Origin of the sequence: Nitrobacter hamburgensis X14 (assembly GCF_000013885.1) — a bacterium.
Lineage (GTDB): Bacteria > Pseudomonadota > Alphaproteobacteria > Rhizobiales > Xanthobacteraceae > Nitrobacter > Nitrobacter hamburgensis.
Window position 1 is genome coordinate 4,079,236 of sequence record NC_007964.1, and the last position, 20,714, is coordinate 4,099,949.

Sequence of the window (20,714 nt, forward strand, 5' to 3'; positions counted from 1 at the left end):
CAATTTTGGACCTAATGCGCTCACAAGCGACGCCAGATCTCGTTGGTATGGGCTCCGTCGCTGCTTGGTATGCCGAACGAAGGCGGCGCGAGTGCCGCAGCAAACGCAAGGGGCGTTTTGACGGGGCATCTTGCGTATTCACCCGTCGCGCCCCTGGCCTCGACTTCCAACAACGGCCGCAGAAGAACTCGGCTTGTTGCCGGACGGGTACGCTGCCGCCGATATGCTTGCCGACTAAGCTGTCATGCGGCGCCAAGCTCTGTTGTACGACAAATGAAATAGTGCCTATAGCCCTAACAGCACGCGCAGTTTCTGCTCAATGCCGGCAGAGTCGATTCCCTTCTCTTCAGTAGTCGTCACGAGGATTCCCGCATCTCCTTCACCCTCGTCTTCCGACAACACCCCTTGAGACCGATACCAATCCAACTTCGCTAGCCAGCGGCGTCGATATGCTGGTTCAGTCAGCATCCCAAGGTGCTCCAGAAAGACACGCCGACCAGTCTCTGCGTCTTCAATCGTGAAGTCAGGATATCGAACGCTGCCGTCCTGCCCTGTGAAGGGTTGTTCGTAGGCGTAGGTTATGCCAAGGGCGTGAAGCAGATTGGCAATGATCACCTCTGATTTTGAACGGACGAGCTCGCCGCGTGTGGTGCGGTGAATGAGACCTTCTTCGAGGAATGCGCCGACATGCTCGACAGGCTTGGGATCGAAAAACAGATTTGTCAGGCGACGGGCGGTTTCGGAATGTTCGAATAAAGACAGCTTTAAGAGGGCGCGAAGGTCGCCCTGGTGAAGGAGGACCACTTCTTCGCGTTGACGAGTCAATGCGGTGTAGAGCAGTTCGCGCGAAAGCAGGCGGCAGGGGTTCGGGATCACGATGAACGTCATGCCGAATTCGCTGCCTTGGGCTTTGTGGATGGTCAACGCATAAGCGAGCTCCAAAGGCGCTTCGCCTTCATCGCCGAAATCACTTCCTCCAAAGCCAAACTTGAAACCGAGCTGCGAAGAGAATTCGACCTCGATCTTCCAGGGGAGCCCCTTTGGCTTCCAACTGCTCCCTTTGTACTGACCCACAACAATTCCGATCTCGCCGTTGGCGAGATAACCCTTCTCCATTTTCGGATAGACGTCGTACCGCCTCGCATTGGCGACATTGATCACTTTGTCGCCGTACAGGACCCCTTGTGCGCCCAACGGCTTGCAGGTCTTTCGCTCCCAATATTTTTCGGGTTCGGCCCAAGCACGTGCTTGCCGTCGGAAGGACTTTTGAAGCCATCGATTCAAACCGTCTACGCCGGTCTCGCCAGCGCGTACCGGTGACAGTATCTGCCATGCTTCAGCGTCGGCGCCTCCACCACGACGGCTTTCGACGCCCTTGGCGTCTTTTTCCGAACGCGACAGGTTGAAGTAGACCGCCTTATTGTACGGACGACCGCCGACGCTAATTTCGAAGGTGGCGTCGTCCCGCTCGTCGTCGAAGCCTTGCTTGTTCGAAATGGCCCGCGTCGCTGCCTTGATCTCGGCAAGAAGCTTCGTCTGGAGGTCGGTGTCGCCTTCCCAGCGAACAGCTCGAATGCCGATCGACTTGCCGCTGGCTAGACGATCCCAGGCTTCATCAGCACCGGGATCGGGAGCCTCTCCCCCGAACCACCTCGACAAGATGATGTCGTCACGAGCCGCTGACGGCTGTCCCGCCGCGACTGATTGCTCGGTCTGCCGGCGTACGATCTTAAGTTCCGCATACCCGGCCGGCGCCTCGTTATTTGCGATAGCATGGTCGTCGTTCAAATAGCGGACGATGTCGACAAAGGGGCGACCCGCGCCGATCGGCGGGAGCTGCCTCGGATCGCCCACCAATATCAATCGCTCGACGGCCGTTGTCTCGATAGCATCAAGGATGGCTGCCAATTGGTCCTCGGTCAGCATCGAGCACTCGTCGATGACTACAGTCTTGAAGCCGCGCTCGCGGTTCGCGCCATCGGTAACGCGATAGGCCCCGGTCAGCGGGTCATAGCGTCCGAGTGCCAACAAGAATTGCGCGAGTGTGTAGGCCTGCGCGTTCTTGGCCCGCTTTTGCATCTGAACCCGCGCTTTGCCGGTCGGCGCGAGCAGGAGGACACCACCGGCGGCGACTGACAGCAACGACAGGAGGGCCGTCAACAGGCTCGTCTTGCCCGTGCCAGCAGGCCCGATCAGAACCGAAAACCGGGACCGATAAATCTCCTCCAGCGCTCTGGCTTTTTCGATGCGCGCAAGCTCTTCCGTCTCGGGGTCGCTCGCGTCGGCAAACGGCGGAAGCTGCTGGTCGATGAGGACTCGCCAATCGTGCTCACCAGCATGGCGTTTGCCCGCGAGGCGCCGTTTTACACGAGCCGAGATGATGTCGCGTGACTCTGCATACTCCTGGAGCTGCCATGCGGGTGTGCCATCCGCTATACGGGCGACGGCGATCCTTGCCTTCAAGAACGTGCCAAATGCCTCGATCCAATCGGCGCCGATTGCGCATTGGGGCGAGATGTCGAGGTCGCGGACGCGTTGCACGAGCCAAGATTGGGGAAGCAAGGTATGCCCTTCACCGGCTGCTCGATCGAGCGTGGTGATCATCAACGCGCGGCCGCGACGAGGATCAATCGCCTCCGCACAGCGGGAGGAATCAGGTACGGGCGCCGCTGCCGCAATCGTGGCGTCGGGGAACAGTCCACGATCGATCACTGCTGCCGAAATCGGATCTATGCGTCCGCGGTCGTCTTCGAAGCAAAGATACGGGTTCGCCAGAATTTCCGTGTCAGAAGCCGTGATGTCTGCCCGCTTGCGTTCCTCGGTTACAAACCATCGGGTCGCCTGATCGGCAGTGATCTCGAATCTGGCAAGCAGCTTCAGCAGCGCCCGCCGTTCGGGCTTCAGGCTGCCCCAGAGTTTTGCCGCCGTCGGACCAACGGTCGCTGCCAAATCGGGAGCGAGCAGTGTCGGCTCGTGAAGCACCTTTTCGACGAGCGGCCAAGGATCGCGCACATCCTGAGACCCGTCCGCGTGCAGCTGTTGACCAATGGCGTGAGCGACCAGGGTGCCGTGAGTCAATCCGAACGCTGTTAGCGCTGAGCCAAGGCCGGGAAAGGCACCTCGAAGGCGCCAGATTCGGTTGAGCTGAGTGTCGACCCAGCCCCAAGCGGCGGACCAGTTGCCAGGTATCACCTTTTCGAGGCGCTCCAATAGCGACGCGCAGGCGAGCAGAACCGTGATCGCCTGGTCATGCGTCACATGCTCAGTGCCCATTGAGAATGCATCCCAATGTTCCTCGGGTGCGTGGAGCACAAGACTCGACAAATCAATGCTCGGGTCTTTTGCGGCTAGGTCGATCAGGTCGTGGTAGGGAAGGAGAAAGCCGTCCTTGATCTCTGGGCGGATCGAGTGATGCAGATTGCGCTCCCACAGGACGCAGCGCATGGCATCCGCCGACACCCCCTTCTCGTAGATGTATTCGATGGAAGGGTCGACCTTCAGAACTCGACCTATGCCGACGATGACTCGCCGCCCGTCATCCGTCAGCGGAGTGCGCTTGGCGTAGAAGAAAACAAGAGACTCCTCGGGGGTGATAGCGCCGAAGAATGTGTCGAGCATCGCAAGCTGGTTCCGGCGTTCCTGAACCCAAATCGTCTTGAATGACAGCTTGGGTTCAAGCTCCGGCATGAAACCCAACTGATACGCCTTCGCTTTGGCCGGAACGCCGTCATCGTCTTTCATCATCCATCCGAACGGGACGGCCGCAGCGGAATAGGGAGCATGTTGAAAGGTAGTCTCGCGGAAATGAGCATAAATCTTCCCGTCGCCATCAGTGCGCTTGCTGTAAGGATGTCGGGTGCGGTGGCTATAGCCAAAGGGAGCCATAAACGCGCCGCGCTCAGCTGCACAAGCCGGTAGCTGTACGCCCTCCGCATCCCAGGCTTCACCGGCAATGCTTGACTCGAAGTCATCGTCTCGGATTTCTGCAATTCTCGGGAGGACAAGGCAGGAGGTGTTTCCACGCGGATTGGCACAAATTTTTCCGGCCCATCGACCGTCGTGCCATGGCACGCGGACAGAAACGTGCATGGTTGGCAAGCGTCTTGCTCCGGCGATCATCGGCAGTTCCTTCCAGCAGGGCGCTTCCGCGCTGCATCACGTATCAAAAAAGCGCCTGCAGAAGTGATAGGCGAGGCGATCGCTGAAATTTATGATATTGTCTTCGACAGTCATGATCTCACAGTGATCGGTACCGCCGTTCGCCGGTCCTCTGAGACCCCGGCCCACCATCTGCATGTACAGTACGGGGCTGAAGACCGGCCTTGAGATCAGGATCATGTCGGCTTTGGGTGCGTCGAAGCCGGTTGTAAGCACGCTGTGATTGCAGATCACCCGAAGATCACCCGCACGGAATCGACGGGTAAAATGCTGCCGTGCCAGTCTGTCCGTTTGGCTACTGACTGCCGCCGCGGGACAACCCGAGAGGTGCAATCTCGCCGCGAGGTATTGTGCGTGCGCGACAGAGTTCGCGAACAGCAGAATGGATTCTGCCGTGCTGTTCAGCACGGCATCGACAATCAGGTCGTTTCGATCGGCATCTTCACCGATACGGTCCACGACGCTGTCAGGGAGTTCCCCGAAAGTGTCCACGTGCTGTTGTTCGCGCGCAGTCAACGTGATCGGTCGTTCGTACCGTAGCGGCCGGTAGCTGCGTTCTGCCAGCACCCCCATTTCGGTGAGTTTTTCGTGGAGGCCAGCCTGGTCAGCCGGAAACCAGCGCCGATCAAAGCGTGCCGCCAGCCGCTCCGACTCGTCCTCGTTGTATCCACGCCATGGAGTGGCGCTCAGGCCAAGAACGGGTGCCTCGCGCTCGCGCGCTCTTTCGCTGCCGACCTGAACATCCAGCCATCGCAGGAGGTCAGTGTAGCTGGAGGTTATGGCGTGGTGACATTCATCAATGATAACAATTCCAGACTGCGCGATCCAAGCAAGCTCCGAGCGATCGCTCCGGCTGTTGAGAGTCTGAATGCTTGCGATGACCACCGTTGCTTCGTCGCCCTCCGGCGGTGCAGGGTTTCTCTGTCCTCCCCAAAGCCGCACAACGCGGAGGTCCTCACCGGCTTCGCCCACAGCTGCCGGAAGCACTGTACCGCCTGCTCGCACAGCTCGTCCGTTTGGGCAACCCATAGCGCTGTTCGACGCCCATCCCCTCGCAACACCAGTCGCACCACCGCTTCAGCGGCGACACGGGTTTTGCCGCCGCCAGTCGGCAGACTGACTACAGCTCGACGGCGCCCGGCCCCTGTAGCGAGGAGGACGCCGACACTTGTGAGGATCTCCTCCTGGTAGTCATGAAGCGGCGGCAAGCTGATAGGCCCGCTGACCGACAATTCGGCGTCTCTGCGACCGCTCACAGAAGATGCAAATTCGACAGGAAATCCGAGGTCGAGAACGAATGCCCGGGCTGGCTCTCCTCCCCAGCGTTTCGGTGGCGCAAGGCCTTGGAGTTCAAGCGCATCGCGGAGCCTGCTTAGCAGCGTCGGCCCGTGCACCGCGAGCGCGAGCCGAGCAAGATCCTCCGGATTGAGCTGGTCTCCGACAGCTTGACGGGTGGCCGGCATCAAAACGTCGAGGAGCACTGCGACATCGCCATTTATAGCCTTCAATAACCTTCGCTCGAGCGAGGGCTCTGCACGGACGGCCGTTCGTGCTTCGTCAGAGCGGCGGTCCAGTATTTCGGCTAGCTTTGCTTCGAGACTCTCCCCGTCCTCGATGAGGCCGTGGCGAGCAAGGCAACGAAGGAGAAGCTCAGCACTCTCTGCCCAGCAATGGGTTCTGAAACGGTCGCGGTCGATTAGAAGCGCGCCATCGGCATCCATTCCGAGCACGGCAGTATGTCTGAATGGTCCTACGTTCTCTTCAAGGCCTTTGACCCAGACGGCGAGAAGGCGTCTAAGCGCCTCGGATTCTTCTTGAGCCAATGCTAGCTCTGGAAACAGGTCAAGAAGATAAGATGGAGATGACAACCGGCTCTCAAACGTCATGGATGGACCTGAGCCGAGCGTTTTTGCGCCTGCTGCAGTCCACGCAGAAGCTGCGGCAGCAGACAATAACACGATCCTTCCGTCGTCGAGATCATGCCCGACGCTTGGATCGCCTGTTACGTAGATCTCCACGAGCGGAAGAGGCCCGTCGGCGCTCGGTACCGTGGCTGGGATCGCGCCATCACTGTGAGCTAGCTCCCAAATCGTGCGTAGATCTTTAAAGGACGCCTTCTTGGTCGCAAGCTCGGCGAAGATTTCTTCCCAGAAACGCGCGTTGGACTGAGCTGTGAGTTTAGACGTTCGCCAAGCAAGGCGCGATCGCAGATCTGTTTCCGGATGACGAGCACGGAGGAAGCTCGCAAGAACATCAAAACCGTGGATCCCCGACTGCGCCAAGATGTCTGCGAACTCCGCGGAAAAGCACTTAATTGGAACTGTCAGGCTGCGGACGCGAATCCGTCCATGTTCGGTGAGCCAGTGGTAAATTGGATGAGGCGCTTGCACCTTCGGATATTTCTCCTGAGTGGGATGAATAATCGTGACTTTGGATTGGGTGTCAGAAAATTCATCACACGCACTAAGGAGCTGGTTCGTCAGTTGCGCAGCCCTAGCTGGCGGCAAATGCGGAAGCAATCGCCACCCAGCTGGCATTCGAAGCGAGTAGCTGGAGAACTTTGGGAGATACTGGGGCGTGCTGCCCACACGTTCCTTGCAAATCGCATCGAAATGCGGGCTTAGCCACTGTAGGTAATCCTTGAGTTCTGGATCATCGCGATCCGGGGCTTCGTCGCCAGATGGAAACTCTGAAAGCCAACCTGCTGGGACACAGGCATCAATATGTTCTCGGAAGGCGAGGTCCATTGCGTGGTCTTCTGGGATACCTGCTAGTTGCACCGTTACGACCAGCAGGCTCCTGCTTATCCATTTCCCTGAAACAGCGCGGAACTTTACCCGCTCAAGATGGAGATCATCGACAAAGTCAGTCGTGGCCTCGCTCGGAGCCGAAGCAATATTGCGCCAGAAGTTTTCCCAGTCTTCTGGGGAATCCGAAGCGTCGGCGGTGTCAAGAGAAGCATTCAGGACTTTAGCCCACGAGTCTGCCGTAAGGACCCTCACTTCCATCTGATCGATCAGGATTTCCCTGCAAACTGGATCCGACGCAATTTGAGCGGCGACGGCCACAAAGCCAGCTGGTGCGGGCGCTCCCGAAACGATGACAGCCTCCGACGGCGAGGCCAGACCGCCTTCAACAGTCAATATCAGCCGCGCTTCTGGAATGCTGTATAGGCGATAGTCATACCGCTCCTTCAACAAGCCTCCAACGAAAGCCAGAACCCGCTTCGCCGAATCGAAATCGGTTGTCGCTATGCACTCCAACCAATCCTCGGATGAGGGCTTCGGCAGGACGATTATCTCGCGGCGTTTTGCTTCGGCAACGAGGGTGTTTAATCGGGATATTCTCGCCTCAGAGGAATAGCAGTCCGGATGCAGGTGGCGCTGCCGCGCATTCGTACTCGCGTAGCTAGCCCAAAACTTGCAGATCTCCGTGTCCTCAACGAAATGCCTCGCTAGATCAGCCGGTCTAGTCGGCGTGCCATTCACGTTGGGCAGGATCTCGGATCCCACTATGCGATCCCATAGCGTTCTGATCAGCGGAATCGCGATCTCGTCCTGTCGTTCAGGTTGACGCGGGAAGGCGCTTACAGCGGCACCATGGTCGTTTGGGGTAGATAGTGCCGCTAACGAGGCACAGATCAATTCGGCGGCAGCCTGCATGATCGCTTCATTCCATGGTCCTCGGATCAGGTTGGTCCTGTCGCTGTTGAGTTTCCACGGTGCGTTCAGAATACCGGAGGTACGGCTTTGTGTCTCAGTAGGGAAGAAGGCCCAGAACCGGCCAGCCTGTTCTCGTCCACCGACCGGCGCCGCCCACGCCAGCGGCACCTGGTCTCGAGCCTGGATATGGGTTGCATCAGAGCGTGCTTCCGGATTCTCGACCCTCACGCGGGTCCCGAAGACCTTCCAAATAGATTCATTCGCGCCATCGCTCACGACGGCGTTTCCCTCCTCGAACCGCTTTGCAATGAGACGCGGTTCAGCACCTTCCACTTCAATCTCGAGGGAAATGTCTGACGGCAGGAACAAAAGGAACTCGGCAGGGAACTCTGCAAGCTCCTTTTTTAATCGATCGAAGGTAGACTTGTCGGCAATTTCTGCTGAGACTACAGTCGTTGCCCAATTCCACCTGCCTTGGCCGGAAAGTGGGCTGCCCTTTGCGTTCGGATCCAACACCTCCGCAAGCCGCATGCCAGGCGCTCGTGCGTCTGAAGTCAACCCGAGGTGATTGCGAATGCGATTGCGGCAGGCTCCAGGATCGAACCGCAGACCCAGGGACTTGGACGTCAGGTCGACCCGCCCGCCCAACCTGAGGAGCGACTTGAACCCGATTCCAAATCTGCCAATCTGATTGCCTCGCTTGGGGGAACTGCGCACATTCAGGAGTGCAACAATCCCACCCTCATCCAGAGCGGCGCCAGTATTGGCGGCTTCCAGTCGGTCGGGAGTAAGGCGCACACAGATCCGACCATGAGGCTCTTCGGCCTCGAGAATTGCATCGGCAGCGTTCTGGACGAGCTCATAAAGCTGACGATAAGCATACCCTCCCGAGAGCACCTCATTTTCAGTCTCGAAGTGCTCTGCCGCATCTCGTGGCTGAGCCTCGTAGGCTCTTAGGCGCTTCTGGCACTCATCGTGAACGAACTCGGACAACTGGTCGAGCACTGGCTGTTGGGTGCGAACATCCATGCTCATCTAAAATTCTTGACCCAACATTTGCTTATCTTCTTCCGCGCTCTGCCACCATAAAGGCAAGAGTAGCCGCGCTAGATGGTGTGCGGCAACTCCTTATTCGAGTGCCGAGTCCCTCGGTTGCTGGCGCAGACCTTGAAGGGGATTGGATGTTGCTCCACCTAATAGGCATCTCGATGTGCCAAGCTTGCGGCATCGAAACACAAGCGTAGAGATGCACATGGCAAGTGTCAGCACCGGCTGACTTCGATCGGTAACGGCCGGAAAACTCTACCCTCCGGCGGATCCAAAGTTCGGTCTCAGAGCAACGGTCCAAGGACTCTCCTCAAGCTGGAGGAGACTAGGGTCTCAGGTCACATTGCCTACGCGGGTGTCTCGCTGCGTTCGGGAAACGAAGCGGAGCTTGTGAAATAAAGACGATACTACTGCAACGGTCAGAATGCGCGCGAATTGTCCGGCTAAATTGAAGACCCTAAACAAACGCAATGACCAACCTCCGGTGTTGGTGCCGAAAGTACGCGGTGTCCGTTGCCGCAATGAAAGCGGACGGACTTCCTGCGCCGACTTAGGGAAATGAGAAAGGGTGATTCGAGAAAGAGCCGGAATTGTTCAAGCCTCCTCCGCCGCCAAAAGAGTTCAGCATTCTCGTCGAACTCCAGTGGCCACGATCCTCTGGTGAAGCTCTACGAAGGCAGGAAGTGGCAGATGCTGATCGCTGCCGATGACTCGGGAGGCTTCGTCACAAGCGATCATCCGGTCTGCTTGACATGGATGGATGATGAATCGCGGCGATACCTCTCCTGGCTTCGCCGTGCCTGGGACCGAGGTGATTTTCCCGCTATTGCAGAGGCTCGGGTGAGAGCGTCGCCCCGGCCGACAAAGAGTCGCCGGGATCAACAGCCTGCTCATCAGCAACTGTCACCACCAGGTCTATGGACGGAAATGCGTTGTTCAGCTCCAAGCGTGGCCCGGAGGGCAAGATCGGGTAGGTGGAAGGGATGCCAAGAGCGGCAAAGTCGTAGCGTTCAGAAACGAATAGCAAGTTGCGCGCTGCGCGATCGTGCATTTCGGCGGCCCAGCGAAAAAACTCGGTCTGCATGTTGCCCGTTCGTTGCATTTTAAATTACGATACAACCTCATTCCAGGGGGAGGCGATCGTGTTTAGAAATTTGCATCGTCCGAGCGGCCGGACCCGTACGATTATCGTTGCATTTTCGGTCCTTTTTGGTGTCGGCGCGCCGATCGCGTCGGCTCAGGACGCGAAGACGCCGCTGACCACCGACGCGTCGCGCGGCGAACTCTTCGAACTCATGGGACAAATCGTCGAAGGACAGACCCCGCCTGAGGAGTTCAGCCAGTTCGCCTTTCGGGCCAATTTCCGCTTCGCCCACGACGCCCTCTGGCGCAATCCCGTGCTCGACGAGGATCCGCGCTCGAACCAGATCTTCGGCATCGATATTTCGCATCACCTGACTGATAAATGTAAGTGCAAGGTCGATTGGGCCTTGCTCGCCGATCAGAAGATCGCGTTTGCCTATCTCAAGGCTACGCAAGGCGTCAGCTACTACGACCGGTCGTTCGAACCCAATCTCGAAGGCATTCGCGCGCTTCCGGCCGGGAAAAAGATCGATGTGGGCGCTTTTCACTTCCTTTCCGCCGACGGGTCCGGCGAGGACCAGGCGAAGAACTTCCTCGATGTCGTTGGTTCGAAGTTGGGCAAGGACGACCTCACTCCTTCGCTGGACGTGGAATGGGACGTTCGCACCGACGCGTCGGGAAAGGTCATCCTCGGACCGGATGGAAAGGCGAAGGACTTTTGGGAAGGTACCGACGGGAACGTGATCCTCGACCGCGTTCTCGCGTGGCTGAAAGCCGTTCAGACGCAGACGAAAAAGGTACCGATCGTCTACACAAACCCACTGTGGTGGAGGGAACGGATCGGCAAGGCGGGTACGATCGAGCAGTCGCTGTCTCAATATCGGGTTTGGATCAGCGATTTGTCCTCGAAGGGGCTGAAGGTCGAAGGACCCTATAACTACAAGGATAAATGGCATCTTTGGCAGTTCAGCTTCACGGCGACGGCCGAAAAAGGAGGGCTGCCTCCGGGGCATGCGGTCGATGCTGATGTGTTCGATGGGGACGCCGCGTCTTTCGCCAGCTTGCTCAAGTAGGTGCGCCCATGTCTGAGCAAAGCGACAGGGGACGTGCGGCTCATCGGAGCGAGTGGTTCGGCTGGCTTGCCGCCGCGGCTATCCTCTGCCTGACGCAGGCCGCGCTGGCCCAGCAGAACGGCGACTCGGGGCCGGTGATTTATGCGATGGAGGCTCCCGGAGTCGTTCGCATTCACGCGGTCGGGGTAGCCGAAGACGGGTCCATGGGCGGTGAGGACGGGACGGGCTTCGTCATCAGCCGCAGCGGCTACGTGCTGACGGCGAGCCACGTGATCCCGCACGATGCGAAATACAAGACCTTGATCCTGGGCGGAACGTTGGGGCCCGCGACGGCGGACGCGAAGCCTTCGCGGCTCGAACTGGTCAAGCGAAGCGATTCCTACGACGTCGCCCTGTTGCGGTTCGTTACACCACCTCCAGGCCTCACGGTACTCCCGTTGAGGCGCAGCCCAGCAAAGGTGGGCGAGTTGCTCTTCGTGCTCGGTTATCCGCTGGGTCTTCCGGATGCGCATTTTCTGGATGGACGGCTCGGGGCCGTGGCGCAAGATGCCATAACCACGAACGCGCTCGTCGATAAGGGCAACAGTGGTGGTCCTGTCGTCGATGCGCGTGGATGCGTGATCGGGATAGTCTACGGCGCGATCACAAGCCGCCAAGGACAACCCGTCAATGGCATCAAATTCGCGGTACCAGTGCTCTCGATAAGTGGGATCCTTCCCCCGGACGTATCTTCGAGCGCCGCCCAGGAGCCTACCCGGGCGTCCGAAATAATCCACGTGTCGGATGCTCTCTCCCGGACGCAAGAGGATCACGCGCTGGCTGATACCGTGAGATCCTACCACGACGTCATCCCGGCGCGTGACGGGTTCGTCATCGAGGCGATCGAGGGAGTCGGGCACGAAAGCCTGAACCCGCCCCGCCTCCAGTTTCCGACGCCGGTCATCTCGCCGGACAAGAAGTCGATGAGCTTCGACTACAGCCTCGTCAGCGGGCCCATCTACGACCAGCGGCGCGGTTGGATCGACATGACGATCGGCACAAGACAAAGGCGCATCAGCACCGCACCGGATGCGGCGCTGGCCGGCTGCGAGTAATCGAACAATATCGCCCATCGAGCCGCAAACGTCCTCGGCGGCGCGGTGCGGTCTGCCGATGACGAGTGCGCCGCTTTTGGGCCTCTTAGAATTTGATCTTGGGTATCAATTGACCCGGATTGTTGATCACGGAGTTGGGGCCACCCGTGATTTGACCCGGATTGTTGATGACCGAGTTAGGGCCGCCAGTGATCTGCCCCGGATTGTTGATCACGGAATTCGGACCGCCCGTAAGTTGGCCTGGATTGTTGATGACCGAATTCGGTCCACCGAATATCTGCCGCGGGTTGTTGATGATGGAGTTCGGGCCGCCGGCGAGTTGGGAGGGATTGTTGAATACCGAGTTCGGTCCCCCGAATATCTGGGCGGGATTGTGAACCACCGAATTGGACCCGCCCGCGATCTGGCCGAATGTACGTGCGACCCAACCATTCCTTCCGACCAGATCATTGTTGTCTCCGAAGCAGCCGTCGCTGCCACCGAAGCCGTGCTGAAAGCACTTTTGCAATTCCCTGGCGGTCCATCGGCTGACCATGCATCCGCCCGCCGCATAAGGCTGACCACCCGTCGTCACGACGCATTGGACCGCGATCTGCTGTTCGGGATTGAGATTCATATTCAGATATCGGGCGCCGGCGCACGTGGCGAATTGCTGAAAGTCCGCGCCCGAATCCGCCGCGCATTCGACGGCGACGGCCTGTTCCTTCGTCAATCTCGAGCCGATGAAGTTCTTGGCGGCACAGGCCGCGAACTCTGACGTGTCGTTGGCGTCGGAAGCGCACTCCAGAAGTTTCCTCTGCTGCGGCGTCAGATGGTTTCCGACGATGGAGCTGGCGCATGAAAGGAAGTCATCCTCTTCGCCACCGGATTTCATGGCGCATTTTGCTAGGATGCGTTGGTCGCTGTTCAGCGTAATGCCCGCCCTTGCTGCGGCACACCGTGCGAAATCCGCCTGTGTCCTCGACGAAACCGCGCAGTCGAGGACCGAGTGGTCGCGTTGTGTTATTCGGCCTGCAATATTGCCCCCCTGAGCCGGGGGATCGGCGTCCAAAATTGACCCCCGATAGGTTGGTCTGTTGCGCTGCCTGCTTTGGAACGAAGCAGGTGGTTGGGGATGCTGATCGTGGAGACGATTGCGCGGATACGCCGCGAGCACTTCATCAAGGGCACGACGATCAAGGAGATCGCACGCGACCTGAAGGTGTCGCGGAACACGGTCCGCAAGGTGTTGCGGTCTGGGGAGACCTCATTCGAGTACGAACGTGCGGTGCAACCGCGGCCGAAGCTGGGGCGATGGGCCGCTGATCTCGACGGATTGCTGGCGTCGAACGCGGCGAAGCCCGCTCGCGAACAGCTGACGCTGATCCGGGTCTTCGAAGAGCTTCGCGGGCGCGGCTATGACGGCGGCTACGATGCTGTGCGACGTTACGCCAGACGGTGGAGCCAGGAGCGCGGACAATCGACGGCGGCGGCCTATGTCCCGCTGAGCTTTGCGCCGGGAGAAGTCTACCAGTTCGACTGGAGCCATGAGGTTGTCCTGCTGCATGGCGTGACGGTGATCGTGAAGGTCGCTCATGTCCGGCTCTGCCACAGCCGAATGCTGTTCGCTCGCGCCTATCCGCGCGAGACGCAGGAGATGGTGTTCGATGCCCACGACCGGGCGTTCGCCCTGTTCAAGGGCACCTGCGGACGTGGCATCTACGACAACATGAAGACCGCGGTGGAGACGATCTTCGTCGGCCAGGATCGTCGCTACAATCGCCGCTTCATGCAGATGTGCAGCCACTATCTGGTCGATCCGGTCGCCTGCACGCCGGCTTCGGGCTGGGAGAAGGGCCAGGTTGAGAACCAGGTTGGGCTGGTCCGGGAGCGCTTCTTCACGCCGCGGCTGCGGTTCAGAACTCTCGACGAGTTAAACGCATGGCTGCTGGATAAGTGCATCGCCTACGCCAAGGCGCACCGTCATCCGGAACTGACCGAACAGACGGTCTGGGAAGTGTTCGAAGCCGAGCGGCCGAAGCTCGTTCCCTATGCCGGCCGGTTCGATGGATTCCATGCCGTGCCGGCATCGGTCTCGAAGACCTGCCTGGTGCGCTTCGACAACAACAAATACTCGGTTACGGCCAGCGCCGTCGGGCGGCCCGTCGAAGTGCATGCTTATGCCGACCGCATCGTGATCCGCCAGGACGGACGCATCGTCGCCGAGCATCCGCGCTCCTTCGGCCGCGGCGAGACGACCTACGATCCCTGGCATTATGTGCCGGTGCTGGCTCGCAAACCCGGCGCCTTGCGCAACGGCGCTCCGTTCAAGGACTGGGTGCTGCTGGCCGCGATCGAACGTGTACGGCGCAAGCTCGCCGGTGCCGACGATGGCAATCGGCAGATGGTCGACATCCTCAACGCGGTGCTGACCGACGGACTGTCGGCAGTCGAGGCGGCTTGCGCCGAGGCAATCGCCCACGGTGTCCATTCCGCCGATGTCGTTCTCAACATCCTCGCCCGCCAGCATGAGCCGGCGCCACCAGCCAACATCCTCACCCCGGCGGCACTGACCTTGCGTTATGCGCCGATCGCTGACTGTGCCCGTTACGACAACCTCAGGAGACCGGTCTGATGGAACGCACTCAACTCTTCGACCTCATGAGCGAACTCAAGCTCTATGCCATGAAGGCCGCCTTCGACGAGATCATGGCGACCGCCGTCAAGCGCCAGCACGAACCGCAACGCATTGTCGGCGACCTGCTCAATGCCGAGATCAACGAGAAGCAGGCGCGTTCGATCAAATACCAGCTCACTATCGCCAAGCTGCCGCTCGCCAAGGATCTCGATGGCTTCCAGTTCGAGGGCACCCCTATCAACCAGACGCTGGTCAATGATCTCGCCGGCGGTGGCTTCATCGCCCAGCAACGCAATGCCGTTCTGGTCGGCGGTACCGGCACCGGCAAGACCCATCTGGCCATCGCCATCGCCCGAAGCTGCATTCGATCCGGTGCCCGCGGGCGCTTCTACAACGTCGTCGACCTCGTCAATCGTCTCGAGATCGAGACCCGCAACGGACGCCAGGGTCGTATCGCCGAGCATCTGACCCGAATGGACTTCATCGTCCTCGACGAACTCGGCTACCTGCCATTTGCCCAATCCGGCGGACAACTTCTGTTCCATCTCGTCAGCCGGCTCTACGAGCGCACCTCCATCGTCGTCACCACCAATCTCGCCTTCGGCGAATGGCCCAGCGTGTTCGGCGACGCCAAGATGACCACCGCGCTGCTCGATCGTCTGACCCACCACTGCGACATCGTCGAAACCGGCAACGACAGCTGGCGCTTCAAAAGCCGCGACGATGATCAAACAACCCGCGCTCGCTCCGTCTCCGCAATCCCGGCCAGCTCCGACGGACCGAGCGCTACCGCTAAACCCCGTCGATCAAAGGGGTCAAATTTGGACGCCAATACGGGGTCAAACTTCGGCGCCGATTGACACGTCGATCCCCCGATCGAGCCTCATGCTCTCATGCCGGATGCCGGCGAGCACCAGCCAGTCCGGCGTCAGGTTGACGGCGTTCTCCGCGAACACTGCAAAAGTCTTCAGGCCACTGGCGAAGTCTTGTCGTGTCGGGAAGTTCGCGGCCGTATCGGCAGGGAAGTAGCCGCGGGCTGGATTGAACGGATCGACCGACGTCGTGGACCCGAACCGTCTGTTTGAGTCGAAAGCCGTGTCGACATACTCAAGCCCGGCCGCAAAGCGGTTGCGGAATCCGCCGATCATGCCGTCGTAGGATGCCGTCGCGCGTTCCGACCAGAACTGGTGATCGTGCGTGATCTTTGACGTGGAGCGGTCGAGCAGGCCGGTTGCGGCGTTGAACGTAAAATCTTCGGAGTTTGCCCAATAGCGGTCGGCTTTGAAGAAGCTCAGGTCATTCTTCAGCGTCCAGTTGTCGGTCAGCTTGTATTCGGCGCCGCCTTTCAGCCAGACAGTGTCCGACGTCATCAGCCCGTTCTCGACATTATAATTCTGGTTGCGAATGGACCGGTCGACCACAAACCCGTTGGGAGCCGTAACCAGGTTCGTGGGATCGCGCGCCAGCGAGCGAGCGATCAGCGGGATGCCCTGATAGGGCGTTCGGAACTCGTCGTGGAAGAAGTTGGCCGAGCCGGAAAAGGTGAGCCTGTCGGTCGGGGTGAACGTCCCGCTGGTGGTTGCGCCAACCTTCCGCGATCGGGTGTCGTCGACATAGCCGTCGGATTGTCCATAGCTCAGCGTCGAACGCACGGCGGCGTTTGATCCGATCGGGGCGTTGACGTCGATACCCGTTCGCAGCGAATTGAAGCTGCCGTAGCTGAACAGAGATTCGGCGCTCGCCTGTCCGAGTTTGGGTTGCTTCGTTACAAGGTTCACGGCCCCGGCCAGGGCTCCGGTACCCTGAATAACGGAAGCGGGCCCTTTCAAAATCTCGACGCGCTCGAAATTGAAGGTGTCGAAATCCCGGGAGACGATCAACGGGTCAGGCGCGCGAACGCCGTCGATCGCGTATCCGGTCGCCGCGCGGGAGAATCCGCGCATGGAGATCACGCCGGGTTCGCCGGGGAGGTTCCCCGACATGACGCCCGGAACCGAGTTGAGGGTCTCCACCATCGTGCGAAGGCCCTTCTCCTGCATCTCCTGCTGTGTGACGATGTTGACGGTCGCCGGCGTCTCGCGCGGCGTTAGCCCGACGAGGCTGCCGGCCGCATTCGGCACATCGAGGTTCAGCGGGCCTGGCGCTCCACTGAGCATGTTGCGCTCGATGGCGGGGAAGGTGGCTGACGGCACCGGCGCGGCCGTTCGCGAAGCCGCTTGATGCGTTGTGCGTCGTCCGGCGGAGGGGCGCGACGCACGGCTCTGCTGTGGTCGGATAGATTGCGGCGCCGTTACCGTGAGCGGCGGCAGCTTGGTTTCGGAACTCGACTGCGCGAAAGCCGTGGAAGGCGATGCGATCGCAACCACGGTTGCGAGCACGCAGCAGAGTACGCTGCCTCCGCCGAGGGCGAGGTCATTCGACATGATATTTTCCTGATACCGGGCAATCGCCCGGAGCGTTCAAACAGATCGGATCACCGCGCCGCAGTCGCGGCGATCGTGCGGATTTGCTGAATCAGGAAGTGGCGGGAGGGCCGCGTGCCTGCGCGTTGGAGCCGACCGCGAATGGCGGCAGCCCGAAGGGCAGATCGCGCCAGATGACAGCAGTTGCGTCACGTTCGATGCTGATCGCAAACGCTTGCGGGTCGGCGGTCGGGGTCGCGGCGTGGACGACGCAACACAACGTGCAGCAGGTGCCGTGTGTTTGCTGCGGGTCTATCTCACGGTCTTGTGGAGAGTTTGCTTCGGTGGCGTGCGAACAGATGGCGTTCGCCAGTGGGTCGGCAGCGGTCGTGTTGAACGCCAGGCACGCGGCGATGGGCGCGAAGATCTGCACCAGCATCGCAAACATGACGATTGGAAGAAATTGTCCAAGCCGCCGTCGCATCATTCCTCAGCCTTTCGCGCCGAGCGCTACCATGCTCGGATTCAGGTGTCGAGCTAAGCGTCCCGAGCGTCCCGCGTCGATCGTGCGTTCGATGAGTGAAAGCGAACGCACGATCTCGCTTTGGTGCATCTTCAAAGGTCGTGCGATATTATGCCGCATCGATCGCAAGCACGCGACCTCACCATGAGGCCGCCGAGTTCGATCGGGTGGAGAAGCGAAGGGCGCGTCAGCGCCCTTCATACCCCTTCCCTTTGAACTTGCAGCGGGAGTGCCGGTCTTCCCGATTCCGAGTTGCCCGCGCTGCTCGCACCGCCTGCAGAAGCGACCGACCGAGTGTCGCGGGCAACTGATTTTCATCAACTTTAAGTCCACCTGGCAGCGAAGCCGGCGACAGCAGCGTTTCGCGATCGGTCCCGACTATGACACCGATAATATCGGTATTGCTTCAAATCAGGCCCAGACCGGCAATGTTCGCGAGACGACCGGTCGTGACGATCTGAACTCTGGCAATAGTCGCTGCGGCCACGAATTTGGGACGAGTCTACCGGATGCTGACAAGAAAGCTCTTCTCGAATATCTGAAAACGCTTTGAACAGTTTTGGCCGCTTGGCGTTCGGCCTGCGTCAGCGTTGGTCGCGGGTCAGAAATAATCTCTGTTGTCAAATCAGACCGCACGAAGGGGCGGAATGTCGCAGTCAATACCGTACGGTCCGACGCGAAGCGTTAGATAAAATCTAAACTCGCCGCATTGTGACCGCACCATGCCCTGCTGTAGGCCTCGATCTCGTCGCTCGACAGAAGTCGGCGGAGGATTTCGGGGCAACTGATCGAATGGCATGTGGAATTGCACGTCACAAGAAAACGCTTCTGGGTGCGGCAAGCGCGCTTGCGCTAATGCTTGACGGTGGAGATACGGCCATTGCGCAGACGGAGCACGAACTGCCTGCTGTGCGAGTTCAAGCGTCCACTCCGCGTCCGGCTCGTCGCGCGACTGCGCGTCAAAACGCCGTACGGACGCCCGTTGCAGCTCCTCGTGTTGTTGAGCGCCACGCTCCCGTAACACCACCGACCGGAATGATCGGCGCTTTGCCTCCGGCCTATGCGGGTGGTCAGGTGGCGTCGGGCAGCCAGGTCGGCCTCCTTGGCAATCGTAGTGTAATGGACACGCCGTTCAACCAGACAAGTTACACTGCCCAGACAATCCAGGATCAGCAGGCGCGCAAACTCGACGACGTGCTCGCCAACGATCCGTCTACCCGCTCCAACGCGCCGCGCGCCTATGGCTTTGACTTTGTCTCTATCCGTGGCTTCGACGTACCAAGCTCGGCCTATGGCATCAATGGGCTGTACGGCCTTGCATCAGCCTTCTCTTTCTCGTCGCTTGCAGCGATCGAGCGTGTCGATGTGCTGAAAGGGCCCGGCGCGGTGCTGAGTGGCATGCCGCCGGATGGTGGTGTGGGCGGCAGTATCAATCTTGTCACCAAGCGAGCCGGCGACAACCCGATCGCGCGGATGACCAACACCTATGCCTCACGCGGGCAGTTTGGCACGCATGTTGATGTCGGCCGCCGGTTCGGCGAGGCTGACGAATTCGGCGTACGGTTCAATGGCAGCTATCGCAACGGCGCTACCGAACTCGCCAACCAGAGTCAGGAACTTGGAACGGCGGCGCTTGGCCTCGATTATCGCGGCGAGCGCGTTCGTTTATCGGCGGATTTTGGTTACGAGAAGAACTACGTCGATGCGATGACGCGTTTCGTCGTGTTTGGCCCCGCTCTGACTGCTGTGCCAGTACCGCCGGATGCTCGCGCAAGCTTCGTGCCGAGTTGGGGTTATTGGAAGAGTGAGGGCAAGTTTGGCCTCGTACAGGGCGAGGTCGATCTCACCGAGAACCTTACTGCCTATGCGCAGGCGGGTGTGGTCAGTAGTGAGAGTAAATATCGGTACTCGGATATTACGCTCACCAACCTTAACGGTAATTTCGATGGTTCGCCGCGATTGAATAGCCAGACGCGCGAGCAGGTGGCAGCGCAGACTGGTCTTCGTGCCTCTGTGGATACCGGACCGTTCAATCACGCGATCAACCTCAACGCGACCATATCCGAGGGTGTAGTTGGCATCATCAACACTCGAGGTACGGCGTTTTCGTCCAATCTCTACAATCCACGTCCGAGCCCGATGCCACTGATTTCGGTCGGCGCTCCCCCGAAAATTTCAGACTCGCGGTTGTCGAGCTTGGGCATCGCCGACACGATTTCGATGTGGGACAAGCGCGTTCAGTTGACGGTCGGCGTACGCCAACAATATGTCGAGAGCAATTCGTTCAGCGCGACCACGGGATCGCGCACCGGTGGTTACGATGCCTCTGCAACGACCCCCGCTTATGCGTTGGTCGTCAAGCCTCTGGAAAACGTTTCCCTCTATGCGAACTACATCGAGGGGCTGGAATCCGGCACCGTGGTTGGCGCGCAATACGCCAATGCCGGCGAGGTGTTGTCACCGTATCGGACCCGGCAATATGAGGCGGGCGTCAAAGTCGATTGGGGGCGGGTCACCACGACCCTCAGCGCCTTCGACATTACCCGGCCGCTGCAGCTTGTCGACCTTGCCAGCAATACGTTGACGCAGGATGGCGAGAGCCGCAACCGCGGCGTCGAGCTTAACGCTTTCGGTGAGTTGGCCCCGGGCGTTCGGCTGCTCGGCGGAATCATGCTCATCGATGCGCGGCAGGAGAAGACCCAGGCTGGGCAGTATGATGGTTATCGTACCTTCAGCGTCCCCGACACCCAGCTCAATCTCGGCGGCGAGTGGGACCTGCCGTTCCTTCGCGGATTCACGTTGACCGGACGCGCGATCCACACCGGCAGCTTCTTTTCAGATCAAGCGAACAGTTTGCTGGTCTCGAACTGGACCCGCTACGACGCCGGTGTACGCTATACCTTTGCGTCGCCATGGAACAGCAAGCCGGTGGTTGTGCGATTCCAGGTCGAGAACCTCCTCGACAACAACTACTGGCAGGGTGCGAACACCAACAGATACGTCTTTCTCGGTGCGCCGAGAACCTATCTGCTGTCCACAACCTTCAACTTCTAAA

11 protein-coding genes and 2 pseudogenes are annotated in these 20,714 nt (G+C 59.6%); 6 read left to right on the plus strand and 7 right to left on the minus strand.

Features of this window, described 5'->3' with window-relative positions:
* Positions 1–285 precede the first annotated feature (285 nt).
* The 4 genes and pseudogenes from NHAM_RS19020 to NHAM_RS19030 all read right to left on the minus strand — a co-directional run bounded on the left by NHAM_RS19020 (position 286) and on the right by NHAM_RS19030 (position 9,951).
* Positions 286–4,119: an ATP-dependent DNA helicase gene (locus NHAM_RS19020; protein ID WP_011512072.1), complete on the minus strand. Its 3,834-nt coding sequence runs from the start codon at positions 4,117–4,119 to the stop codon at positions 286–288.
* Between the two features lie 36 nt (positions 4,120–4,155).
* On the minus strand, positions 4,156–4,731 hold the full coding sequence (locus tag NHAM_RS29350; protein ID WP_245270081.1) for a helicase-related protein: 576 nt from the start codon (positions 4,729–4,731) through the stop codon (positions 4,156–4,158).
* A gap of 162 nt (positions 4,732–4,893) precedes the next feature.
* A pseudogene (locus NHAM_RS28935) lies at positions 4,894–8,855 on the minus strand (DEAD/DEAH box helicase family protein); the annotation flags it as partial.
* Positions 8,856–9,690: 835 nt separating this feature from the next.
* Positions 9,691–9,951, minus strand: coding sequence for a hypothetical protein (locus NHAM_RS19030; RefSeq protein WP_081435033.1), 261 nt, complete (start codon positions 9,949–9,951; stop codon positions 9,691–9,693).
* 58 nt (positions 9,952–10,009) lie between these two features.
* On the opposite strand from NHAM_RS19030, the gene NHAM_RS19035 reads away from it, so the two are divergent.
* Together NHAM_RS19035 and NHAM_RS19040 are read left to right on the plus strand one after the other, a co-directional pair.
* Positions 10,010–11,023, plus strand: coding sequence for a glycoside hydrolase family 25 protein (locus NHAM_RS19035; RefSeq protein WP_011512076.1), 1,014 nt, complete (start codon positions 10,010–10,012; stop codon positions 11,021–11,023).
* An 8-nt stretch (positions 11,024–11,031) separates the two neighbouring features.
* On the plus strand, positions 11,032–12,117 hold the full coding sequence (locus NHAM_RS19040; protein ID WP_011512077.1) for a S1 family peptidase: 1,086 nt from the start codon (positions 11,032–11,034) through the stop codon (positions 12,115–12,117).
* Positions 12,118–12,202: 85 nt separating this feature from the next.
* Here NHAM_RS19040 and NHAM_RS19045 read toward each other — a convergent pair whose 3' ends face one another.
* A complete protein-coding gene (locus NHAM_RS19045; RefSeq protein WP_157043685.1) occupies positions 12,203–13,273 on the minus strand; it encodes a hypothetical protein in 1,071 nt (356 codons plus the stop codon).
* Here NHAM_RS19045 and istA point away from each other — a divergent pair.
* Positions 13,232–14,722: pseudogene (gene istA / locus NHAM_RS19050) on the plus strand (IS21 family transposase); the annotation flags it as partial. The gene NHAM_RS19045 and the pseudogene istA overlap by 42 nt on opposite strands.
* Before the next feature lie 8 nt (positions 14,723–14,730).
* Positions 14,731–15,594, plus strand: coding sequence for an IS21-like element helper ATPase IstB (gene istB / locus NHAM_RS19055; RefSeq protein ID WP_011509460.1), 864 nt, complete (start codon positions 14,731–14,733; stop codon positions 15,592–15,594).
* Here istB and NHAM_RS19060 read toward each other — a convergent pair.
* Entirely contained in the window at positions 15,574–17,157 is a 1,584-nt protein-coding gene (locus NHAM_RS19060) for a TonB-dependent receptor (RefSeq protein ID WP_011512079.1), read from the minus strand. The two genes, istB and NHAM_RS19060, sit on opposite strands and share 21 nt — an antisense overlap.
* Before the next feature lie 91 nt (positions 17,158–17,248).
* Positions 17,249–17,620 (minus strand): DUF2946 domain-containing protein, encoded by a 372-nt coding sequence (locus tag NHAM_RS19065; protein WP_011512080.1) that lies wholly within the window; start codon positions 17,618–17,620, stop codon positions 17,249–17,251.
* Positions 17,621–17,888: 268 nt separating this feature from the next.
* Between NHAM_RS19065 and NHAM_RS28415 the strand changes: the two genes are divergently transcribed.
* Together NHAM_RS28415 and NHAM_RS19075 are read left to right on the plus strand one after the other, a co-directional pair.
* Positions 17,889–18,212, plus strand: coding sequence for a hypothetical protein (locus NHAM_RS28415; protein WP_041358378.1), 324 nt, complete (start codon positions 17,889–17,891; stop codon positions 18,210–18,212).
* Between the two features lie 482 nt (positions 18,213–18,694).
* Positions 18,695–20,713, plus strand: coding sequence for a TonB-dependent receptor (locus tag NHAM_RS19075; protein ID WP_157043686.1), 2,019 nt, complete (start codon positions 18,695–18,697; stop codon positions 20,711–20,713).
* Position 20,714: the final 1 nt, after the last annotated feature.